This is a genomic window from Streptomyces sp. NPDC096339, from assembly GCF_044762985.1.
Classification (GTDB): domain Bacteria; phylum Actinomycetota; class Actinomycetes; order Streptomycetales; family Streptomycetaceae; genus Streptomyces.
On record NZ_JBIWFI010000044.1, the window covers coordinates 45881 to 68893 of the forward strand.

Genomic DNA, 23013 nt, shown 5'->3' on the forward strand with positions numbered 1-23013 from the left:
CGCCGAAGGCCGGCCCCCCGCGAGGGAACCGGCCTTCGGTGTCATGCTGGTGACGTGGTGTCAGCGTCCGGAGCACGCACGGGTGAGCCAGCACGGGTTGAACACCGACCGGCCCGCCTCCTTGCTGCCTTCGACCGCGGTTTCCACGAGCCTTCCCTTGACGTCCTCGTACTGCTTGTACGCCCATTCACTCGTGGAGACGCCGAGCGCGGCTCCGGCGATCGCACCGATGACCGCACCGGGAGGGCCGCCGACCGCGCCGCCGATCGTCGCTCCCGCCGCCGTGAGGCGGCCGATGTACTGGACCTCGAACCTGGTCTTGACCGCGGCCTTGACGAAGCCCTCGAAGGTGTACCCCTCCTCGCGGAAGTTGTTCCCGAAGGTGAGCAGCGCTCCGACGTAGGTGCCCTTCTTGGCCATGTCCGCCAGCTTCGGGGGAATCGGCAGCCTGTTCTTCTCCAGGTACTGCAGGAGCCCCTTCGGGCCGGCAGTGACGACGGACACCAGGCCCTCCGCGGTGTTCTCGACGGTGCACGTCGCCCCTTCGATGCTGGAGATCCCGCAGTTGGGATCCCAGTGGAACAGGTCGACGCTCGGCTCGTGCTCGCCCTTCGGTGCGGCGATCCCCGGCGGAACGCCGTGCGGGTCGTTCTGAGGCACCACCTTGATGACCGTCTGCGTCGGCTTGGCCGGCGGCGGCGTAGGCCTTGGCTTCACCGTCGAGGGACTCCACGGGATCCCCAGAGCGGCCTCCTGCTGCCGCGTGTTCTCGACGACCTTCTCCCCTTCCTCCTGTGAAATGCCCCGCAGCATGGCGATGGTCGCCGGGTCGTGGTGGTTGCACTCGGTGCTCGGGCAGTAGTCCAGACCCGTCGGGTCGCTGTTCGTGACCGGGTTTCCGCCCGCGTACAGGTAGCCGTGGATCTGCTGCGAGCGCTCCGGGTCCATGACCGGGTCGACGCTGATGAAGCGGCCCAGCGCCGGGTCGTACTCGCGGGCGCCCACGTGGGTCAGGCCGCTCGCGTCCTGCGGCCGGCCGAGGAAGCCCTTGTCGTCCGGCCAGGCCGTGGGGGCCGGGCCCCGGGATTCGCCGTACGGCTTCTGCGCGCGGCGGGTGATCGCCAGGGTCGCGGCGTCCAGCGTGGTGGTCGCCGTGCCGTGGTGGTCGCTCGCCACGTAGGTGAGGCCCGTCGCGGTGCGCACGATGGAGGGGCCGCCGCCGAAGCCCGCGTAGGTGCGGGTGCCGGTGACCTTGCCGGTGGCGGCCGTCAGCGTCAGCTCGTCGGCGCCGAGGTACAGCGTCGTCCTTCCGGGCTCGCGGCGCAGCAGCCGCTGCCCCTCGGCGTCGTACACGTTGCTGCTGCCGTTGTTCGTGGCCAGGTGGCCTTCCGGGTCCCAGGTCAGGGTCTGGCCGCCGGGACGGGTCAGGGTGTTGCCGATGGCGTCGTAGGTGTAGGAGGAGCTTTCCGGGGCTCCCGTGGGCGCGGCCTTGGTCGCCGAGCTCACGGTGTGCGGGCGGGGCTGGCCGGGGGCCGGGGAGGTGTACAGCGTGGTGGTGTCCTGCGCGACCCCCTGGGCGGAGGCGGCGTGGTCGACGAGCTTGGTGCGGTTGCCCGTGACGTCGAAGCCGTAGGACTGCCAGTACGGTACGGGCCCGCCGACGTCGGAGGCCGTGGGCGAGGACGCGCACGCGGCGCCCTTGTCCGTCCATGCCTCGGTCATGCGGCTGAGGTGGTCGTAGGTGAAGCACTGGCGGTCGGTGGTGAAGCCGGCGGCCCCGTCGTCGCGGCGGGTGGAGATGGAGGTGACGTCGCCGGACGGCTTGTAGGTGTAGGTGGCGGCATCGACGGAGCCGGTGACCTGGGTGTCGCCCGGTCCGGTCTGGCGGTCGAGGAAAGTGGACGTCAGGCGTCCGGTGGCCTCGTCGAAGAGCGGGGTGTAGGCGACCTGCTTGGGGACGTCGCCGTAGATCACCCGGCGGGTGCGCCCGAAGGGGTCGTACACGGTGCGGTTGACGTAGTCGGCCTCCTCGCTCCACATGGTGACGGGCAGGCCGTTGTCGCTGAGGCCCGTGGTGACGGTCTCGGCGGGCAGGCCCCCGACCGCGGGCAGGGTGGTCGCGACGGGCAGGCCGGTGACCGGTGTGTACTCGACGGCGGTGGTGTAGACGCCGGCCAGCCCGCCCTCGGCCGCCGGGATGGTGACCTTGGTGCCACGCGGGCGGTAACCCGTGTCGAGAGCGGTGATCTCGGTTGTGTACGCCGCTCCGGTCTTGCCCCCGACATAGCGCGTCGAGCCATCGGGCCGGCCCAGGGCGAGGCGGTCGTAGGACCAGGAGGCCAGCAGGTTCGAGTCCGCGACGGCGCCGTCGTACAGGCCCGTGCGGCGGGAGATCTTGTCGTAGGTGGTGGTCAGGACCTGGCCGCGGGCGTCCTTGGTCCACTCCGGACGGCCCAGCGCGTCGTAGCGCGTCTCGCCGTGCCCCTTGTCGGGGTCGTCCACGGTGGACTGCCGGCCCAGCAGGTCGTAGCCGTACGACCAGGTGTTGCCCGCCGGGTCCTTGACCGACGCCAGCTTGCCCCGCGCGTCGTAGGCGAACCGGGTCGCGGTGAACGCGGAGGCGTTGTCGCTGCCCACGTCGGCCCGGCTGGTGTACTGCCGCTGCTCGGTCGTCCGACCGCGGGCGTCCTTGACCAGGGTGGTCGCGACGCCGCCGTCCGGCGGCGTGGTGCTCACCTTGTCGCTGCCCGCGTACGAGGTCGTGGTGCGCGACTGCTCGACGGCGTGCGACGAGAGGGTCTGCGCGACGGTGCGGCCCTGGCCGTCGTAGAAGACGCCCGTCTGCGCGGGGACCTCGGTGTCGGTGGGGAGGAAGCGGCTGCCGGACGGGCCGGCGGTCTTGTCCCAGTAGGGTTGGTTGCTCTTCACGATGCGGCCGAGCGAGTCGTAGAAGGTATCGGTGAGGATCCGGCCGGGCGACTCGTCGACGGGGGCCGACTGGATCTGCCGGGTCTGGAGGAAGGCGTCCAGGATCTGGTGGGTGCTCTGGTAGGCGCCGTCGTCGCGCAGCGTCTTGGTCGTGACGACGGACGGGGCGGTCTTGCTCAGGTTGTAGGAGAAGACGAGGTTGGCGCTCTGGCTCGCCCGGTTGCGACCCGGCTGCCAGACCTGGGTCAGGCGTCCGGCCGGGTCGTAGGCCATTTCGGTGACCCGGTTGTTGACGTCGGTGGACTTCACCGGCAGGTTGCGGGCGGTGGCGAAGTCGGTCGTGGTGGTCCAGCCTGCGCCCATCGGCCCGGTGACGGAGACCCGGGTGGGCAGTCCGCCGACGGCCGGGGTGTAGCTGGTGGAGGTGGTGTTGCCGACCGGGTCGGTGATCTTGGTGGTGCGGCCGTACGCGTCGAACTCGGTCGTGGTGTCGAGGGTGTGCGACGGGGCGCTGCCGTTCGCGGCGTAGGCGTCGACGACCTGTTTGGTGGTGACGGCGCCCAGGGCGCCGATCCGGCCGAAGGGCTGGTTGTCGTAGAGGTTGCGGGTGTGGGCCGTGGTCGTCGCGGCTCCGGGCGCGACCGAACAGCCGCCGTTCACCGTGTACGACTCGACGGGCAGCGCGAGGATGCCCAGGGCCGTGTTGGAGGCGTACGAGGTGGTGGTGCAGGAATCCGGCAGCCCGTCGGCGGTGTCCAGCTCGGTCAGCGGGACCCCGGTGCCCGGGTCGTAGGCGGTGGTCTTGGCCGTGGTGCGCCACGTCCCGTCGGACAGCGGCAGGCTGCCGGCACTCTTCGCCGTGCGGACGAACCGGGCGGTCTCGTCGGGCAGCCCCGCGCCGCGCACGCGGCGGGCGACGACCGGACCGGTCCAGGGCTCGTTGACCGACTTGCCGGCCAGTGCGCCGCCGTCACCGGTGAACTCCCGTTTCTCGCGCACGAATCCGGCCAGGACGTCGGAATCGGGCGTGGTGGTGCCGGGGATCTGGACCGCGCGCCGGGTGCCGTCGGCCTTGAAGTCGCCGTCCATGCCGCGCAGGTACACGGTGCTGCTCTGGGTGGTCTTGTCGACGGCGTTCGCCTGGGTGCTGCCGTTGCGGACGATGACCTCGCCGTAGCCCCGGAACTGGTTCCAGGTACGGGACTTGGTCTCGGTCAGCGGGCTGTCGTCGCGGTGCCAGGCGGCGCCGCCGACGTACTCGTAGCGGGTGGTGCGGGTGGGGGAGGGATCGGCTCCGGCGGAGGTGGCGTCGACCTGCGAGATACCGGAGACCACGTACTTGTGGAACCAGTCGAGGGTCGGGTCCATGGTCGTGCCCGGATCGGGGTTCCAGAACACCGGATAGCAGCGCCTGGTGTTGGCGTCGGGCGCCGGGAACTGGCCGGGAACGCAGTCGGGGGCCGCGTACGCCACGGCGATCCGCAGGCCGGACTCGCTCGTGATCGACGTCATCCGGCGACGGTTGAGCGGCGGCCTGTTGTCGGTGGCGGTGTCCACCCGGTTCGGCATGAGCGTGCCGGCGAAGTCGACGGAGGGCATGGTCAGGGCCGCCTGACCGTCGCGTGCGGTCCGCGTGATGGAGGAGAGCCAGAGGGAGGGAGTCGTGCCGTCCTGAGGGCTCGGGTACTCGTGGGAGAGCGTCCACTCGTCCACGGTCTGCGGGGTTCCGCCGGTGATCACCTGCGTGGTGATCCGGGCGAGGCGGTGGGTGCTCCAGAAGGTCGGCGAGTGGGTCTTGCAGTCCTTGACCGGGCTGCCGGGGGCGCAGTCCTGGTCGAACGGGACGTCGGGCCAGCTCGCGGCGGTCGCCTTGGTCGGGGCGGCGCCGCAGTCGGCCTTGGGCAGTACGGCCGGGTCGCAGCGCTCGGCGCTGGTGAAGGTGACCCGGGCGGTGGGGCCGGACTGGTCGGTCAGCTTGGAGCCGTAGGAGATCTCGGTCAGGTGGCCGCCCCGGGTGTAGGGGGTCAGCGTGCCGTCGGGGTGCGCGGCGTCCGGGTTGCGGGCGTAGTGGTTGCCCTCGGCGGCGTAGGTGTAGGAGATCAGGGCGCCGCGGGTGTCGACGACGTAGTCGAGGTTCCAACGCCATGCCTGCTGGCACCAGGAGTCGGCGAAGTCGGGCTTGTTGCAGGGTTCCCCGGTGTTGTTGCCGAAGACGGGGCGGGTCCAGGTGGAGTGGGATCCGGGGCCGCCGGTGGTCCCGGGGCGTACCTCGGCGCCGAAGTAGTACTGGACCCCGTCGGTGGTGGTGACCTTCCAGTACTCCCCGTCGTTGTCGCCGTTCGCGACGCCCGCAGGCAGTGTGGCGGGCTCGATCCGGCTCGGCGAGCCGTCGGCCGTGCGCCACTTCTTGTCGGTGTCGTCCTGGACGAGTGAGGTGCCGGAGCCGCCCAGGACCATGGTGAGGGTCTGCTTGCCGCTCCAGCAGGCCTCGCCGTTGCGGTCCTTGCCGTCTTCCTTGCAGCTGAGGTAACTGCGCTCGATGTAGCCGGGGTTGTACTCCCAGCCATCGCCGATCCAGGAGGACTGGGCATTGCGGCTGACCGTGCGGCCGTCGACGGAGGCCGAGTTGTAGCCGAGGGAGACGTCCGGGGCCGTGCCGCCGAGTGCGGGCGGCACGGCGATCGGGTACGACCAGCTGAAGGTTCCCGCGCTGCCGCCGGCGCTCCAGGAGGAAGTGGGCGCCAGGGAGGTGGCCTTGTAGTCGCCGGTGGGGCCGGAAGGGTCGGCGTCGGCGGCGAGTACGGTCGCCTGGGGGGCCGAGGCCATGACGAGCTGCGACACGGGGGCGCCGGCGGGCGCCGCGAGGTCGAGGTCGGCGGACAGGCGGGCCGACCGGACGTCGTTGACCGCGCCGCGCACGGGGGTGCGGGTGCGGCAGCGCTCGAGCTGGGGCGTGGTCAGGGCGCAGGCGGGCAGCGCCACGAGGTGCAGGCGCGCGGCCCAGTCACCACCGTACGCGCTCTTGACGGCCGAGTAGTCGAGGCTGATCCGGGCGGCGCCGCGGGCGGCGGGTTCGCGCGGGGTCAGCGAGACGAGCAGGCCGTCCACGCCGGCCCGCCCGGCGGCGGCGCGGTCGGCGAGCGCGACGGCGACCTTGCCGGTGGCGGCGTTGCCGTGCGGGGCGGCGGGCACCGCGGCCGACGTGGAGCGGGATGCGGCGGCGTCGGACGCGCTTCCCGGGCCCACCCACACCGGCAGGGTGCCGGCGCGCTGTGTACCGGGTCCCGCCGCGGCCCTGCCCGCGGCGCCGGCCGAACCGGAGGACCCGAGCCGGACCTCGGCCTGCGCGGCGGCCGGCCAGCCCGCACGGGCGGGCCGCCAGGGCGGGGCTCCGTCGCCCTGGGGCGCGGCCTTCCGGGCCGCGGGCGCGGGCTTGCCCGATACCGACGCGACGGGGTCGAGCTTGCGGGGCGACCACAGCCGCGCGTCCTTGGGCCCGCGGCCGTGGTCCGTGTTGCCCGTGCCCGCGGCCGCGGCCGTGGGCACGGCCAGGGCCAGCGTGAGCGCGACCGCCATCACCGCCCGAACGATGAGGCCGCGTGGTCTGCGTAAGTGCGGGTTGCGCGAGGGGGGCTGATCCACGTGCATGGGGACCTCCGGGACGGGGCCGTAGTGAGGCGCGGAATCCGAATTCGCAGGCAAAAACAGAAAGTTGAGGCGCCGTCAAGGACATACGCGCCCACTGGGAGCCTGCTCGAGAACCGTTGTAGTCCGGATCTCGTTCCGCTCGTCCGCTGGTCGGCGCGGGCATGACAATTCCGTGGTGCCGGGTGCCGCCGTGTGAGACTCCGCCCGTCCGCGCAATGGCGGCCGAGCGACCACCGTCTGCGCCCGTCCCTCCTCCTCGCTGGAGAGCCCCGCATGAGAGCCATGTACGCGCACCGCGTCCGGCGCCGGTTCCTCCGGTGGGCTGCTGCGTTCGGCCTGTCCCTGGCCGTCGGGCTGCCGACCGCCTTACCGGCTGGAGCCGCCGGTCCGACCTCCTCCCTCCCTCCGGCGGCGGCCGGCCTCAAGGCGCCGTCGAAGCAGGACGCGCCCGCCTCGGTGCCGCCCAAACCGGCGCCGTCCCCCGAGTCCCTGGCCGCCGCCGAGGCGAAGCGGACCGGCAAGCCCGTCGCCGTGCCCGAGCGCACCACCGAGACGGACACCGTCGTGGCCCGGCCCGACGGCACGTACGCCCTGACCCGCACGGTCGCCCCGGTACGCACGAAGCGGAACGGCGCGTGGGTGCCACTGGACGCGACCCTGGAGCGCGGCGCCGACGGGGCTTGGCGGCCCAAGGCGGCGCTGTCCGGGCTGACCCTGTCGCCCGGCGGCCGCGCCCCGATGGCCCGCCTGGCGGCCGAGGGCGGCCGCACGATGGACCTGACCTGGCCGGACGCACTGCCCGAGCCGGTCGTCGACGGGGCGAAGGCGACGTACCGGGAGGTGCTCCCCGGCGTCGACCTGGCCCTGACCGCCATGGTCGACGGGGGCTTCACCCAGGTACTGGTGGTCAAGACGGCGCAGGCCGCGAAGAACCCGGCGGTCGCTTCGTACCGGCTGGGTATGGCCACCGTGGGGCTGGACGTGAAGGCCCGCCGCGACGGCACCCTCGCCGCCACGGATCCGGCGGGCCGCGAGGTGTTCACCGCTCCCGCGCCCGTGATGTGGGACTCCTCCCGGCCGGCCGCGCCCAAGGACGCGGTGGCCCGGCAGGAGGCGAAGGAGGCTGCGGCCGCCCGGCCGCCCGGCGCGGTCAAGACGGTCTCGGACGTCGTGGGCCCCGGCGACTCGGCCCGCACCGCCTCTGTCACCGCGACCCCGAAGGGCGCCGCGCTCACGGTGCAGGCCGACCCGGGGCTGCTGAGTGATCCCGCCACTGTCTTCCCGCTGTACATCGACCCGGGCTGGAAGCCCAACTGGCGCGGCACCCAGCACTGGACGTGGGTCCAGGAGGGCTGCAAGACCGCCACGCACTACGACGACTACGGCGACCGGTACGACATGGGCGTGGGGAACCAGCGCTGGGCGACCACCTGCAAGGGCCGCGAGCACACCTTCGTCCAGGTCGAGTCGTTCAACCCCGCGGGCAAGACGATCAACTTCGCCACGTTCAACGCCATCCAGTCGTACGCGGCCGACAACACCTGCGCCAACCTCCACGGCGTGGACCTCTACTTCACCGGCGGCATCGACGGCGCCACCAACTGGAACAACCAGCCCGGAAACATCCGCTACTTGGGACGGACCAACACCAACAGCGCGGGCGGCGCCGGCTGCACCGGCGGCACCAACCAGGCCGGCTGGGACGTCACCCAGCTGATCCGGGACGAAGGCTGGCGCGCCAACCTCACCTTCGGCCTGTACGGCGCCGACGAGACCAGCGCGAGCAGCAACGGCTTCAAGCGCTACACCCGCAAGTCGAGTCCGAACCCGCACTCGCTGCCCTTCCTCTACGTCGAGTACAACACCCTGCCGACCGCCCCCACCAACCTGTACGTGACCCCCGCGCCGAAGAACCCGACGCGCGGCGACTGCGGCTGGATCGGCAACACCAACGCGGCGACGGGCGGCATCGGCCTGCACGCCACGGTGGGCGACCCCGACGGCGACAGCGTCGGCGCCAACTTCAACCTGTGGGACCTCACGGCCGGCAGCACCCTGCGCGACTTCGGTTGGGTCCCCAACCCGCTCGTCCCCAGCGGCAGCCAGATCGACGTCACGGCCGGCAGCCTGATCGACGGCCACCAGTACGACTGGTACGCGCGCGGCGGCGACGGCATCGGCGACGGCCCGTGGTCGCGCGGGTGCAGCTTCTCAGTGGACCTGAGCGCACCCTCGGTGCCCGCCGTGTCATCCACCGACTTCCCGCCGACCGGCAGCGCCACCCCGCCGACCAAGACCGCCGGCGGCACGGGGGCGTTCACCCTCTCCGCGACCGACCCGGCGGGCGGCTCCGGGATCCAGCTCTTCGAGTGGTCCTTCAACGGGGTGCTGCCCGCCACCGGGGCGCAGAGCGCGAGCGCGGACGCGGACGGCCACGCCACCCTGAGCCTGCCGGTCACCATGTGGGGCACCAACGTCCTGCACGTCCGGGCCGTCGACCGGGCGGGCAATCGGTCCGCCGAGTTCTCCTACGCCTTCTACGCCCCCGACGACCCGCAGGCGAAGACCGTGCTCGGCGACATCACCAAGGACGGCTACGTCGACATGCTCGTCCCGGACGCCTCGGGCGAGCTGCGCCTGTACTCCAAGAACCGCGACCCCGGCGCCGGCGGCGAGCGGGCCTCCCTCGCCGCCGGCGCCCCGGACGGCAGTTGGACCGGGGTCGACACCACGCACCGCGGCGGCAACGGTTCGTACGCGGACGACCTGTGGGCGCACCGGCAGGGCGATCCGAAGCTGTACTACTACATGAACACGGCCAACAGCACCGGCCCCGCGGCCAACGACGGCCAGTACTTCACAAGCGCCCAGCGGCTGAGCACCACCCGCCCCGCCACCGGCTGCGTGAACCCGTACAACACGCAGGGCCAGACCTGCGGGAGCGAGTACGCGGCGGACTGGTCGAGGGTCCGCCAGGTCCTCGCCCTCGGCGACGTCGACGGCACCCAGGCCCCCTCGACGCCCCGCTACGACCTGCTGACCGTCGAGGACGACGGCAGCGGCGGCACCAACCTGTGGCTGTTCAAGGGCCAGAACGGCACCAACGCCCTGGGTAGCCCCCGACTGGTGGGCAAGGGCGGCTGGCAAAACCTCACCCTCGCCGCGCCCGGTGACACCGGCAGCGCCGCAGGGGCCAAGGACGGCCTTCCCGACCTGTGGGCGCGTGACCGCCGCGACGGACGGCTCTATTCCTACCCCTCGCGCCGCGACGCGTCCGGCGCCCCGGTCTTCGACGCGTACGGCACCCGCGGCCCGGGCTGGCTCCAGACGGGTCTGACGCAGACCGTGTACCCCGTTGTCTCCAGCGACGGCGACGGCGACGGCGACGGACGCGCCGACCTGTGGAGCGTGGCCGACGACGGCCGGATCACCACCTGGGAGGGCAAGGACCCGGCCGGGACCAACAACTTCTTCGGCAGCCCACAGGTGCTGCGGGACAGCACGACCACGGACTGGAACACGTGCCAGACCTTCGGCTCGGCCGACAGCGGCGAGCACCGGGTGTGCGGACCGATCCTCTCCAAGTACCTCGCGGTCGGCGGTCCCTCGTTCGGCTACCCCGTCATCGACACCCTCAACACGCCGGACCTGTACGGCAAGTTCGTCCACTTCCGGCTGCCGGGCCAGTACGAGCAGTCGATCTACTGGAGTCCGGACACCGGGGCGCACGTGGTGCGCGGCGGCATCCGCGGCCACTGGTCCGACCAGGGCTGGGAGAACGGCCCGCTCGGCTTCCCCACCTCCGACGAGTACGTCGTCACCAACGGCGCCCGCTCCGACTTCCAGGGCGGATACGTCCGCTGGAACGCCACCACCGGCACCGTGAACCGGTACGCGAACGGCACGGGCGAGGGCACAGCCCGCATCACCCTGTCCGGCGACTTCAACGGCGACAAGCGCTCCGACGTGGCCACCATCGTCGACTACGGAAGCTGCGGGGCCGCGCTCTGGACCCACCTCGGCACCCCGGCCAGCGGCCTGGGCTCCCCCTTCGAGTCGTGGCGGGCGTCGATGAACAACTGGTGCGTGACGAGCGCCAAATACGCGGCGGGCGACTTCAACGGCGACGGACGCACCGATATCGGGGCGCTGTACCTGTACGGCGACAACTCGGTGCGGCTGTGGTCCTGGCTCGCCAGGCCGGACGGCGGCTTCGACCCCGGTCCCGCGGGCTGGTCGCAGGCCTCCGGCTGGGACTGGTGGCGCACCACGCTGCTGGCGGGCGACACCGACGGCGACCGGCGGGCCGAACTGATCGCCATCTACGGGTACGCAGACGGCCGCATGGCCAACTTCACCTCCCGGTTCCGCGACGGCACCGGCTTCGAGGCCCCGGCGAAGGGCTTCGAGGAGACCCATCCCGGCTGGTGGTACTACGACATGGCCAAGTACGCGGCGGGTGACGTCAACGGGGACGGACGCACCGACATCATCGCCCTGTACGTGTACGGCGACAACTCGGTACGCGTCTTCACCGGCCTGGCCCGCCCCGACGGAACCCACCCGGGCTTCAGCCAGTCCGGCTGGTCGGCGCCGGCCGGCAGCTGGCAGCTCGACCCCGTCAAACTCTTCGCAGGCGACACCGACGGGGACGGCCGGGCCGATCTGACGGCCATGTACCGCTACGGCAGCGCCCGCATGGGCCTGTTCCAATTCCCCGGCGGCGCGGACGGCAACCTGGGGACGCCCGAGATGACCGTGGACACCGGCTACGGCAACTGGGAGGCCGACCGCTCCTGGCCGATGGCCGGCGACGAGAACGGCGACGGCAGGTCCGACATGTCCACCCTGTACGACTACGGCAACGGTGTGTACGCCACGTTCACCTTCACCGCCGAGGAGAACGGCAAGTACAGCAACAACAGCATCCTGAAGAGCTGGGACAGCCCCGCCGGCACCTGGTAGACGCGACCGCGTGCGGGCCCGCCACGAGCGGGCCCGCACGCACGTGTCCGTGCGTGCGGAAGGCAGTGGGAGGCGCGGCCTGCCCCGGAGGAGATGGGGCAGGCCGCGGGATGTGTGTCAGTCGTTCTGCGTCGCGTCCGAGTCAGCCTGGGCGGCGGCCTGGTCGGCGTTGTCGAGCTTCTGCTGCATGTCCTGCGTCTGCGTCGCGCTGTCCGGTGCGGCGGCTTCGTCCTTGCCGCAGCCGGTGAGGAGCAGGGCGGCCGTCGCCGCCAGGACCGCGAGGCCGGTGGCGGTGCGGTTGATCACTTCTTCGCCGCCGGGGCGCCCTGGGCAGCACACCAGGTGCTGACGGACTTCAGGTCGTTCTGGCGGCCCTGGAGCGTGGGCAGCAGGCTCTTGCGGAAGGTGAGCCGGTTGTTGAGGTAGGTGTAGATCTCGGTGTGACCGGCTGCCTTGGCGTCGGCCACCCGCTTCTCCAGACGGGCGATCGAGCCGGGCACGGTGGCGTCGCCGTTCAGCCGGGTGATCGAGTTGGCGACCTTCTTCTCCGTCTCCGGCAGGCGCTTGCAGATCGCCTTCGCCCCGTCGCCCTTCGGGGCGGGCTTGGCGGTCACCGCCAGCGCCGGGGTGGCGGCGAGCAGGGCGCCCGCCAGGGCGAGTGTGCCGATGGCGGCGACTGTCGTACGGTTCGCGCGCATGTTCATGTCTCCTTCGAGGCCACGAGCGTTCGAGGGTTCGAGGGTTCGAGGGTTCGACCCGTGGTGGTCCAACCGGGCGGGAACGTAGCGCGCTTCTTTGTGGCTTCTTTGTGAACCGGCGGTCAGCCGTTCCGGGAGATCCAGTCCCGCCGGACCGGCAGCCGCGGGGCCCGCACGTCCGCGACCAGCAGCGGCAGGCGCACCTCGAACCTGCTGCCCGTACCGCCGGGCGGTGTCGCGGCGGCGACCGTGCCGCGGTGCAGCGCCACCTGCTGGGCGACCAGCGTCAGACCGAGCCCCGAACCCTGGCTGTCGGCTCCGCGGTGGAAGCGGCGAAAGACCGTTTCCCGGTCGGCGGGCGCGATACCGGGCCCGGCGTCGTCCACGGTGAGTACTGCGGATCCGTCTTCCGCACGCAGCCGTACGGAGATCCGGGCGGGCTCGCCGGGCAGGTGCCCGTGGGCCACCGCGTTGCCCAGCAGGTTGGCGAGCAGGATCCGCAGACCCGCATCCCAGCCGAAGATCCGCAGTTCGGCGGGGAGCGCGGTGTTCACCCTCACCTCGGGGTGCCGGCGCCCGGTGTCCGCGACCGCCGAGTCGACCAGCTCCGCCAGGTCGAGCGGGCCGAACGCGGACACCTCCACCAGGTCGCCTTGGGCGAGCATCCGGAGCGCGGTCAGCAGCTCCAGCAGCCGAGTGTGGTCGTCCTGCAGGTCCTGCACCACCTCGGCGCGTTCGGCGGCGGACAGGTCGGGGTGGGCGGACAGGACGTCCAGGTTGGTCCGCATGCTCATCAGCGGTGTGCGCAGCTCGTGCGAGGCCGCGGAGGAGAACGAGCGGGCGGTGTCCAGCGCCTGCGCCGTGCGCCCCGCCTGCTCCTCGTACCGGGCCAGCAGCTGCCCGATGGAGGAGGTGAGCTCGTCCACCTCGGTGATGCGCGAGCGTTCGGCCGTGAAGCCCGCCGCCCCCGCGCGCGGATCCAGCTCGGCGGCCCGGCGGCTGAGCCGGCGCAGGGAGGCCGTCGCCCGGTCGGCCAGGGCGTACGCGAGCAGTCCGGAGACCGGCGCGGCGAGCAGGGCCACCAGCAGCATCCGGCGCCGTACGGCGCTGATCTGCGGGTCGGAGGCCGAGGCCGGCGAGAACAGCCAGAGCGTCCCCGGCGAGGCGCCCTCCACCCGTACGGTCAGGACCCGCCAGGTGTGGCCCTTGGCCCGTACGGTCACCGGGCCGCCCGGGGCGGTGGCGGTCGGGGGTTCGGCCGGCTGCGGACCGCCGGTCAGGACCAGTGTGCCGTCAGCCGCGACCACTCGGACTCCGGCGTCCAGCGCGTCGCCGAGCACTTTGCGGTGCTGGTTCTGCTCGACCTTCGGCCGGCCGTTGCGCTCGACGTTCAGCAGCGTCCGTACGTCCGGCAGGACGGCCGTCGCCCGCTCGCGCAGCCGGGTGTCCTGCTGGTGGCGCAGGTCGCGGTTGACCAGCCCGAGCAGCAGCAGTCCGGCGGCGACCACCAGCAGCGGCACCACCACGGTGACCGAGAGCGCGATCCGGGTGGACAGCTTCACCTGCCGCCGCCTCCTTCCGGGAGGCGCAGGACGAAGCCCACACCGCGGACGGTGTGGATCATGCGGGGCCGGCCGCCGTCCTCCAGCTTGCGCCGCAGGTAGCTGACGAAGGTGTCGACGACGTCGGAACGGACGTCGAAGTCGTAGCCCCAGACGCGGTCGAGCAGCTGATCCCGGCTGAGCACGATCCCGGTGTTCCGTACCAGCTGCGCCAGCAGATCGAACTCCCGTCTGGTCAAGTGGAGCTCCACACCGTCGTGGAACACCTGGTGGACGGCCTCGTCGATCACCAGCGGCCCGGCCCGCAGCTGGTCACGGGGCGGCGGCGCGGCGGGACGGCGGCGCAGCAGGGCCTGGATCCGCAGGACCAGCTCCTCCAGCGCGAACGGTTTGACCAGGTAGTCGTCCGCGCCGGCCTGGAGCCCGGCGACCCGGTCGGCGACCTCGTCCAGCGCCGAGAGCATGAGTACGGGCGTCTCGTCGCCCCGGGCACGCAGGGTGCGGCAGACCTCGATACCGCTCAGGCCGGGCATGGACACGTCCAGCACCATCATGTCCGCCCCCGACCCGGTGAGCTGCTCCAGCGTTCGGAGCCCGTCCTCGGCGAGCAGTACGGTGAAGCCGCTGAGCCGCAGTCCGCGCTCCAGAGAGCGGCGGATCGCGGCGTCGTCGTCCGCGACCAGTACCCGTCCGGTGGTCATGCCGTGCTCCTGCCTGGCGGTGCGTGTCCGTGGCTACGTGTCGGGGAGCGAGAATCTCACGGCCACCGGAACGCACGCGTGGCAGGGTGCGGTCCGGGACCCGGATTCATCCGGGTACTGGCTGCGGGACCACCAGGCAGGTTGAATCGAGCCACGTGAATCCCCCCCGAATTCAGTCGAAATGGAAACAGGGGGAGGTGTGACGTGCGGAGTGCCCGAGATCAAAGTCGGCGACGGACTGTGTCGACTGCTCTACCCAGCTGAGCTACCGGCCGTGGCCGGGCGGGATTTGAACCCGCGACCCGTTGATCCGGAAGTAGCCGTTGCCTGCGCACCGGGCATTCCGCACGTGTGCCTCCCGAGATCAAGGTGGCGGCGGCGTGTTTCTTTGGAGGAAGGAGCCGCTGCCGGCGCACCGGGAGGTGCGTGACGTAGGTGTCCGGAAGCCGAGTTCCGCGAAACCGTGTGGTGCCCTACCAACCGAGCCATACCGGCCCGAAGCGGTGACGGGACTCGAACCCGCGGCCGCCCCATGCAGCGGAAGTAGGTTTCGCCTTCGCACCTGGACGAGTCACACGTTAGGCGGCGGCGCCGGGCGCAGCCACGCAATTACGCCCCGGTGCTGCGGTCACACCGCGGTGGGCGACAGGGCGTGGAGCCGTACGAGGCGGCTGCGGGTCTCCTCGTCCACCGGGACGTAGGTCACCAGACGCGGGCCCGCCGCCGGTCCCAGCCACAGGTTGACGTGCTCCAGGTACAGCAGGCCCACGTGGGCGTTGCGGATGTACTTCGTCTTCCCGCCCTGGCCGATCACCTCGTGCCGCGCCCACACCTCCCGGAACTCGGGCGACGCCGATTCCAGCCGGGCCACCAGCGCCTTCCAGGCGGGCTCGGCCAGGTGCTCGGCCATCGAGGCCCGGAACTTGGCCGCCATCGTCCGCTGCGCCTCGGGCAGGTCGACGACGGCCGCCTGCCAGTCCGCGTCGGTGAACGCCAGCCACAGGGCGTTGCGGTCCTCGGGCGGCAGGCGGTCCAGGTCGTTCAGCAGGCGCCCGAACGTCGCGTTGTAGGCGAGGATGTCGTACCGGCTGTTCTGCACGCTGGCCGGAATCGGGTCCAGCTGGTCGAGCATCGCCCGCACGGCCGGGGTCACGGTCGGGCAGAGCGTGTGCGGCGCCGGGTCGAGGCTGCCGGCCAGCGCGAACAGATGGGCGCGCTCGCCGGCGTCCATCAGCAGGGCGCGGGCCAAGGCGTCCAGCACCTGCGGGGACACCTGGATCTCGCGGGCCTGCTCCAGCCAGGTGTACCAGGTGACACCGACGGCGGAGAGCTGCGCGACCTCCTCACGGCGCAGCCCGGGGGTGCGCCGGCGACGGCCGCGTACGAGCCCGACCTGCTCGGGAGTGATGCGCTCACGCCGACTGCGCAGGAAGTCGGCCAGCTCGTGCCGTCGTACGTCGCTCTCCGGGGCCACAGTGGTCATGGTTCCAGGGTGCCGCAGCGCTCAGCCGGTTGCCAGGTACTGCTGGTACCAGGACAAGGAGACTCTGGTACCAGGCTGAGCGGGGGAGGATCGTCTCCTCCGTGAGCGAAGCAACCGTACGTACCCCGTCGTCCTCCCCGGCCCCTACGGGTGCCGCCCCCGCCCCCGTCCCCGCCCCCGTCGTCCGTCACGGAGCGGTACTGGGTCCACTCGGACTGTTCACCGTGCTGCTGGGCGCGGCACTCCCGCTGATCGACTTCTTCATCGTCAATGTCGCACTGCCCACCATCGACGGTGATCTCGCCGCCGGTCCCGCCGTGCTCGAACTGATCGTCGGCGGCTACGGCGTCGCCTACGCCGTGATCCTCGTCCTCGGCGGCCGCCTCGGCGACACGGCCGGACGGCGCCGGCTCTTCCTGATCGGCATGGCCGCCTTCGGCGTCACGTCGCTCGCCTGCGGGCTGGCCCCCACCGCCTGGACCCTGGTCGGCGCGAGGGTGGCCCAGGGGGCCGCGGCGGCCCTGATGCTGCCGCAGGTGCTCGCCACCATCCAGGCCACCACGCAGGGACCGCGCCGCGCTCGGGCGATGAGCCTGTACGGTGCGACCGCCGGGCTGTCCATGGTCGCCGGGCAGATCCTGGGCGGGGTTCTGGTCGCCGCCGACGTGGCGGGCTCCGGGTGGCGTTCGGTGTTCCTGGTGAACGTGCCGGTGGTGGTCCTCGGGCTGGTGCTGGCCGTCCGCGCCGTCCCCGAGACCCGCTCGGAGAGCCCGGCCTCGGTCGACGTACGGGGGACGCTGCTGCTGACCCTGTCGCTGGTGTCGCTGCTGCTGCCGCTGACCGAGGGCCGGGCGGCGGGCTGGCCGCTGTGGACGTGGGTGTCGCTCGGGGTCTTCCCGTGTGCGGCCACTGCCTTCTGGCGGGTCGAGCGCAGTGCCGACCGCGCCGGCCGCACCCCGCTGGTGCCGCCGAGCCTGCTGCGCCTGGAGTCGCTGCGGCGCGGCCTGGTGATGGTGGCGCCGTTCTCGATCGGCTTCAGCGGCTTCATGTTCGTGGTCGCGGTGGCGCTGCAGCAGGGCCTGAGCATGGGGCCGGTGGCCGCGGGCCTCGCCCTGGTGCCGATGGCCACGGCCTTCTTCGCGGCCTCACTTGCCGGACCGCGACTGGTCGGCCGCTTCGGCACCCGGGTCGTCACCGTGGGCGGCGTCCTGCAGGCCGTGGGCATCCTCCTGCTCCTGATGGCGGTCATGCGCGACTGGCCGGAACTCGGGCTCGCCGCCCTCGCTCCCGGCGTCGCTGTCGCGGGCCTCGGGCAGGGGCTCCAACTGCCGGTCCTGATGCGCCTGATGCTCTCGGACGTCCCGGCCGACCGGGCCGGGGTGGGCGGCGGAGTCATGGTCACCACCCAGCAGTCGGCGCTCGCCTTGGGTGTGGCGACCCTGGGCAGCCTCTTCCTCGCGCTGAACCCGTCGATGGGGATGCGCGACGCCTTCGCTGTAACCCTGTTGGTCCAGTTGGGCCTGGTCGCACTGACGGTCCTCCTCAGCCTGCGGCTGCCGCGCGTGATGCGCTGAGGAGGGCTCGGTGGTGTGCGTCACGAGCCGGCCGGATCGGATGGATCGGTCATTTCGGTGATCTTGCTGTCCGGGCCCACGACCACGTGGTAGAAGTTCCGGCCCGCGCAGTAGCGGTGCTCTTCTGCTTCGACTGCCCGCTGTCGAACTGCCTGTGCTCCGGGTCCGCGCACTCCTTGACGTGGTCGACCCAGATGAGCTTGTGGCCCGTGGCGGGTGCCGGGCAGCCGTCCTTGCCCTTGGCGCCGGCCGCCGGCCGCCGGCCGCCGGCTTGGCGGTGGGGGTGGCGGCGGCGCTCTGCGATGGCGGCGCTCTGCGGTGGCGGCGTGGACGAGTACGGGGCCTTGGGCGGGGCGGAAGAGGCAGTGCCGCCCGTGCCCTCGTGGGGGCCGCAGGCGTCGAGTGGTACGACTGGTTCGCTACGCCGGCTTCGCGATCTGCTTCGCGGTCGGCCTCCTGATGCGCCCCAGTCGGCGGATGGGTCCTCGGCTGCGCCGCCGACCGGCACGGGCGCGAGAGCGCGCTCACCCTGACCGTCAGCATGCTGTCGGTGGCCGCCCTGATGATCGCCCTCGCCCCGACTACGGCCAGGCGGGCTACTTCGGCGCCCTGGTGCTGCTGCGGGGCATGAGCATCGGCGGCGAGTGCGCGGCCGGCGCCACCCATCTCACCGAGGCGTCGGCCCCGGGGCGGCGCGGCCCGGGATCGTCCTTCCAGTACGTGTCGATGGCCTGCGGCCAACTGCTCGGTCTGGGCATCCTGATCAGGGACACCCACCTCGCCGCCCTGCGAGCCCTGGTCGCCGTCGAGCACTCGCCGAGCGCGGCGGCACCTACTTCACCCAGCGCGCCCCCGAACGGGCCACCCGCCGAGCGATCACCCAACTCAAGCGGCTCGGCCACACCGTCACCCTCAACCCGATGGAATCCGTGGTCTGACCCTCCCCGGACCGGCCACGCCGCTACCGCTACCGCACCTGACCGGGCAACCGTGCGTCCGGCCCCACCCGGGCGCACCCCCGGGTGGGGCCGTACCCCGCACAGCGCTTCACTGCCGTGCGAAGTGCTTCTTGAGCCAGCCGAGCAAGGCCCCGAACGCAGGGGTCATGGCGCCGTCCGACTGCTCGAGGACCGTCATGCTGTCGCCGTCCTCCACTGTGATCGTGTGGCTCATGGCGTCCCTGGCACGGCCGGACTCGTCCTCTGGGGGCGTCGAGACGGCAGCCGCCAGCAGTTCGGCCAGCTCAGCCGCGGCGGTCTCGGGCAGGGTAGCCGTGTCCAGCACCCCGGGCGGGCTGTAGGGGTCGGTCACCGCCGCCAGCCCGCCGTATGACTGGAGAGTCACCCTCACCTGGTGCCCTTGATGGTGGCCACGGTCTTGGCCAGCCCCGTGAATTTGTCGTTCAGCTTCCCGATCTGCTTGGCGAGGTCCGCCAGGCCGTCCTCCCGGCCCGCGCCGCCGTTCCCGTCGACCGCGAAGCTCCGTATCCGGGCCACTCCGGTCGGAACGCCGCTGACCGGGACTTCCACCTCCTGCCACGCCGACAGCACGGCCGACTGCTCTGGGCTGCCGACGCCGAACAGTGCCCCGGCCTTCTGGAACGTGGTGCCCGCGAAGTCCTGGAAGGAGTCGTCGACACTGGAGGCCTTGAGCGATTCGTACCAGATGGTGCCGGCGGCTTCCCAGGCGAATCCGCCGATGCGCACGGCCGTCAGGTAGAACGCCTTGTTCGGGATACCGGAGTTGTAGTGCACTCCACCCCAGTCCCCTTCTCTGGTGTCGGGCTTGTGGAGGAATTTGCTCATACGGTCGGGCTGGGGGTCCTTTCCGTACTGCGCATTGTTGTAAGCGTGCCCGGGGTTCTTCATCGATCGCATGGCGTCTCCGGGGATGACCGGTGTCCAGATGTCGGCTCCGACCAGCCAGTCCGCCTCTTCGGCCGTCTGCTTCAGCGACCACTGCTTGACCAACGAGCCGAAGACGTCCGACATCGACTCGTTCAGGGCACCGGACTGATTGTGGTACTCGAAACCCGAGGTGTGATCGGTGACTCCGTGCGTCATCTCGTGGGCGATTACTTCGAGGCCTCCGGTGAGGTCGCCGAACTTCATGCCGTCCCCGTCGCCGAACAGCATCTCGCGTCCGTCCCAGTACGCATTGTTGACTCGGAAGCCGTAGTGGACGTACCCGTCCAGGCGCATCCCGAGGCCGTCGATCGAATTGCGCTGGAACACCTCCTTGTAGAAGTCGCGGGTGAGGCCGAGCGCGTCGAACGCCTGGTTGACGGACGTGTCCGCGGACTCCGGGCCGTCCTCCGACCTGGCCAGGACGGCGTTGAAGATGACTTCCTCCTGCTCGCAGTCGAAGACGGTGCGTCGGCTGTCACCGGGGGCGAAGGCCGCGCCGGCGAAGGACGATCGGATCGCTCGCTCACCCCCCAGGCGTTCGGTGACCAGCAGGGTGTTCAAGGCGGCCTGGCGTACTTCTGGGTCTTCGCTTTCCAGGAGCTTGTCGAGGATGTACGGGGGGGTGATGCAGTTGACCGGTCGAGTGCTGCTCATGGGATACCTCCTGAGTCGCGTTCAACTACGACGCGAGGACAGTTTTTCGACGTTCAACATGGCGGCTGCAAGACAAGCCGCAGAAATCCGCTGGTGTGGCAGCAGCGGGAGAAGCGTGAGCGCCGGCCATCCCCGTTTCCGGCGGCGCAGTCACGCTGATATGTCACCAGTCTCCTGCCGCCGGTAGTAACCGGCAAACGCGGCACGAGGAATGAGACCCAGGCCCAGGACGACGACCCGTCTTCCCTCCCCGACAACGTGGCGGTTACAGGCCGGCGAACGTCAGGGCGGTCGCGGTGACGGAGCGGGCGATGGCGGCCGCGTAGTGCGTGTCGTGGTCCTCGTCGACGAGGGTGTCGCCCGGCGTGTGGTACTGCCGGGTTCCGGTCCCTGGTCCGCCGCCGGGTCCGAAGAGGTTCTCGGAAACGGCGATCGCCGCCCATCCCCGCTCGTGGAAGCTCGCGTGGTCGCTCCGTCCCACGGCGGGGTCCCCGGGCCCGGTGAGCTGCTGGATCGCGAAGCCGGAGGCGATGGCGGGGATGGTCCGCGCGACCAGGCCGCCGAGCGCGTCGGAGGCGGCCACGACCGGCCCGGGTACCTTGGAGCCCGCATGGATCTCCACCGTGGGCGTGCTGCCGTCCTGCAGACCGGCGATCATGTCCATCTGGAAGACACCCGCGATGCGGTCGTCCGCGGCGGCGGCGGCTCGCGCGTAGCGCTTGCTGCCGACGAGCGCCTGCTCCTCGGCGTTGAAGAGGACGAACCGCACGTGACGCCTCGGCGCTCTGCCGTCCGCGACAAGCGCGTGCAGACATTCGGCCGCGGCCATGACCGCCGCGGTGCCGCTCCCGTCGTCGTCCGCACCGGGCGCCGGGTCCACCGCAGGGTCGTAGGGGCGGGGCTCGCCGTTCGCGTCGACGAAGTCACCACCCTGCGCCGTCGAATCCAGATGCCCCGTGATGAGAACGGCGGAGTCGGCCCCCTCGACGCGGTATTCCGCTTCGACATTGAACAGTTGGTGCCCCCGCCACCTGAACGCATGCCGTCGGACCACCAGTCCCAGGTCCTGGAAGTGCCGGACCAGCGCGTCCACGACGAGCCCGTTGTCGGCACTCGCCGCGTCACGGCTGCGGATCCTCAGCAGCCCGCCCGGAACCAGCGGCTCGGCGCCGGAGATGCGCGCCACGTGGGCGTGCAGCGCCTCGGGTGTCACGGCCGCGCGTACGGCCGCGATGGTCTCGGGGGAGGGGAGGCCGTCGCCCACCCCGTCCAACCCGTCGGGCACGGCCCCGGCGAACCCCGCGGTGAATCCCTCGGCCCGTGTCTCACCGGGGCGCGACAGGAGTGCCGGGTCGGGGAGCAGGCGCTCGGCGTGGCCGGGCTTGGCTCCCTCCGTGTGAACGTCCTCGATGGGGACACCGGCGGGCACCGCGACATATACGCCGCCGGGCGCGGGCCCCAGCGAGGTGATCGGCCGCGGGTGGCCGGTCAGCTCGCCGGAGGCGAAGCAGAACGCGGCCGCGGCGCGCATCGCCTCTTCGGCCGCCGTCCTGGACTCGTCCGAGGCGCCTGCGAAGGCCTCGGGTACCGGGGCCGGGCGGTCGTCCCTGATCAGGAATGCGGCCGTGTCCTCCACCTGACCCCGTACGTCGGTCGTGAATCCGTCTTGTCGGAGCGCTTCGACGCCGAAAGCGGTCGCCATGGAGAGCACGAGCCGAGGGGAGGCGACGTGGACGGGAACGACCTCGGTGCCGTTCGCCACCGCCTCCAGCTCGGCCAGGCTCCGGCCCTCCGGCAGGTCGATCCTCGTCCAGAAGACGGGGCGGTCCTCGATGGCGGCCTGCGTGAAGACGGGATGGGCCGCAATGCGCATGCCCGCAGTGAGGGCGAACCCGCGCTCTTCGTGGTCCTCGCCCACGAAGACGCAGTCGCCGGCCGTGCCGCCCGCGCCGGCGACCGCTCTGTCGAAGATCGCGCGGCTGTTCTTGGGGCCGAAGTGCACGAGGTGGTCCTCCGTGAACCGGCCGGGAAAGGCCTCATGGAGCGCTTGCGTCGCCCGTGCGACAGCGTCCGCGCCGGTGCCCGGGTTGGAGATGATGCCCTTGCGTTCCCCTGCGAAAGCATCGAGAACCTGACGGACACGGGGGCGCGGACGCAACTGCAATGTCCCGTCGGCCTCAAACCGGGGGTCCGCCAGCGTCGCCCCGATATCGAAGAAGAGCACGGTCATCTCGGCACCTCCGATGGTTGAACGGCGCACAGTTGAACGGCACACCGGAGACGACGTGGGATGTGACGGAAGCCCTGCGATGTCGTCCCTGCGCAGTGGCCCGTACCCGTGCACGCTGTTCTGAGGACCCCACTTCATGGTCCGTCCGCTGCCGTGTTCCCGCATGACGAGGCCGCACACTCGCCCCCTGGCGAGGGCTAGGGGAGCGGGTAGCCCCCGGCGCCCGCGTACACCGCGTCTTTGACGGCGCGATCCTGTCCGGTGCTGATCACCTGGAATGCCAACGCCGGTTTCACCGTCTGCCGGGCCCATCGGCACTCACCGGCCGGGCGGACTTTCCAGTGCCGGCGAGCAGTCGTCCCACCTCCGCCCAGGATGTACCTGCCGCCATCACGACGGGGGTGCCGAGCAGGGAGCCGCCCGAGATTTCAGCTCGCCCGGGATGGTCTGATGCGACTGCCGCATCCGTTCCCAGGTCGCCGCCGAGGGCGACGCGCCGGAGTGTCGGACGGGTGCTGAGGTGCGACATGCCTCCCAAGTAGCCTGCGGGGCGGGCGTGATCGTCGGTGGGACGGGCGGTGCGTCGGTGCCCCCACCCTCATTCAGGCGGTCCGCCGACCTGTCGACATCCCGTTCGGTTTCCCGGTCATTGACCTTGGGCGT

General features: G+C 71.5%; 11 protein-coding genes and 1 pseudogene. 3 read left to right on the forward strand and 9 right to left on the reverse strand.

Annotation, left to right across the window (positions count from 1 at the left end):
• Positions 1–60: 60 nt before the first annotated feature.
• Positions 61–6576, reverse strand: coding sequence for an RHS repeat-associated core domain-containing protein (locus ACIQ5Y_RS35440; RefSeq protein WP_403890171.1), 6516 nt, complete (start codon positions 6574–6576; stop codon positions 61–63).
• A 273-nt stretch (positions 6577–6849) separates the two neighbouring features.
• Here ACIQ5Y_RS35440 and ACIQ5Y_RS35445 point away from each other — a divergent pair, with 273 nt between their 5' ends.
• Positions 6850–11541 (forward strand): FG-GAP-like repeat-containing protein, encoded by a 4692-nt coding sequence (locus ACIQ5Y_RS35445; RefSeq protein ID WP_403890174.1) that lies wholly within the window; start codon positions 6850–6852, stop codon positions 11539–11541.
• A 117-nt stretch (positions 11542–11658) separates the two neighbouring features.
• Here ACIQ5Y_RS35445 and ACIQ5Y_RS35450 read toward each other — a convergent pair whose 3' ends face one another.
• From ACIQ5Y_RS35450 to ACIQ5Y_RS35470, 5 genes are all read right to left on the reverse strand, one after another.
• Positions 11659–11847 (reverse strand): hypothetical protein, encoded by a 189-nt coding sequence (locus tag ACIQ5Y_RS35450; RefSeq protein ID WP_403890177.1) that lies wholly within the window; start codon positions 11845–11847, stop codon positions 11659–11661.
• Complete coding sequence (locus ACIQ5Y_RS35455) at positions 11844–12239, reverse strand: hypothetical protein (RefSeq protein ID WP_403890180.1); 396 nt, start codon at positions 12237–12239, stop codon at positions 11844–11846. Before ACIQ5Y_RS35455 ends, ACIQ5Y_RS35450 begins: the two co-directional genes overlap by 4 nt.
• A 122-nt stretch (positions 12240–12361) precedes the next feature.
• Positions 12362–13801, reverse strand: coding sequence for a sensor histidine kinase (locus tag ACIQ5Y_RS35460; RefSeq protein WP_403890183.1), 1440 nt, complete (start codon positions 13799–13801; stop codon positions 12362–12364).
• A complete protein-coding gene (locus ACIQ5Y_RS35465) occupies positions 13798–14502 on the reverse strand; it encodes a response regulator transcription factor (RefSeq protein WP_403890186.1) in 705 nt (234 codons plus the stop codon). Before ACIQ5Y_RS35465 ends, ACIQ5Y_RS35460 begins: the two co-directional genes overlap by 4 nt.
• A 628-nt stretch (positions 14503–15130) precedes the next feature.
• Positions 15131–15985, reverse strand: a complete 855-nt coding sequence (locus tag ACIQ5Y_RS35470) for a helix-turn-helix transcriptional regulator (protein WP_403890189.1) — start codon at positions 15983–15985, stop codon at positions 15131–15133.
• 101 nt (positions 15986–16086) lie between these two features.
• Between ACIQ5Y_RS35470 and ACIQ5Y_RS35475 the strand changes: the two genes are divergently transcribed.
• Complete coding sequence (locus tag ACIQ5Y_RS35475; protein ID WP_403890192.1) at positions 16087–17559, forward strand: MFS transporter; 1473 nt, start codon at positions 16087–16089, stop codon at positions 17557–17559.
• A gap of 382 nt (positions 17560–17941) precedes the next feature.
• A pseudogene (locus tag ACIQ5Y_RS35480) lies at positions 17942–18324 on the forward strand (MFS transporter); the annotation flags it as partial.
• A gap of 282 nt (positions 18325–18606) precedes the next feature.
• Here ACIQ5Y_RS35480 and ACIQ5Y_RS35485 read toward each other — a convergent pair.
• The 3 genes from ACIQ5Y_RS35485 to ACIQ5Y_RS35495 form a co-directional block, all read right to left on the reverse strand.
• A complete protein-coding gene (locus tag ACIQ5Y_RS35485; protein ID WP_403890194.1) occupies positions 18607–18903 on the reverse strand; it encodes a protealysin inhibitor emfourin in 297 nt (98 codons plus the stop codon).
• A gap of 2 nt (positions 18904–18905) precedes the next feature.
• Positions 18906–20120: a M4 family metallopeptidase gene (locus tag ACIQ5Y_RS35490; RefSeq protein WP_403890197.1), complete on the reverse strand. Its 1215-nt coding sequence runs from the start codon at positions 20118–20120 to the stop codon at positions 18906–18908.
• Between the two features lie 265 nt (positions 20121–20385).
• Complete coding sequence (locus ACIQ5Y_RS35495) at positions 20386–22122, reverse strand: M28 family metallopeptidase (protein WP_403890200.1); 1737 nt, start codon at positions 22120–22122, stop codon at positions 20386–20388.
• Positions 22123–23013: the final 891 nt, after the last annotated feature.

Bases quoted from the DNA above. Each gene is read 5' to 3' on its own strand.
- ACIQ5Y_RS35490 (WP_403890197.1), bottom strand. From the start codon at position 20,120: ATGAGCAGCACTCGACCGGTCAACTGCATCACCCCCCCGTACATCCTC.
- ACIQ5Y_RS35445 (WP_403890174.1), top strand. From the start codon at position 6,850: ATGAGAGCCATGTACGCGCACCGCGTCCGGCGCCGGTTCCTCCGGTGG.
- ACIQ5Y_RS35470 (WP_403890189.1), bottom strand. From the start codon at position 15,985: ATGACCACTGTGGCCCCGGAGAGCGACGTACGACGGCACGAGCTGGCC.
- ACIQ5Y_RS35440 (WP_403890171.1), bottom strand. From the start codon at position 6,576: ATGCACGTGGATCAGCCCCCCTCGCGCAACCCGCACTTACGCAGACCA.
- ACIQ5Y_RS35455 (WP_403890180.1), bottom strand. From the start codon at position 12,239: ATGCGCGCGAACCGTACGACAGTCGCCGCCATCGGCACACTCGCCCTG.
- ACIQ5Y_RS35465 (WP_403890186.1), bottom strand. From the start codon at position 14,502: ATGACCACCGGACGGGTACTGGTCGCGGACGACGACGCCGCGATCCGC.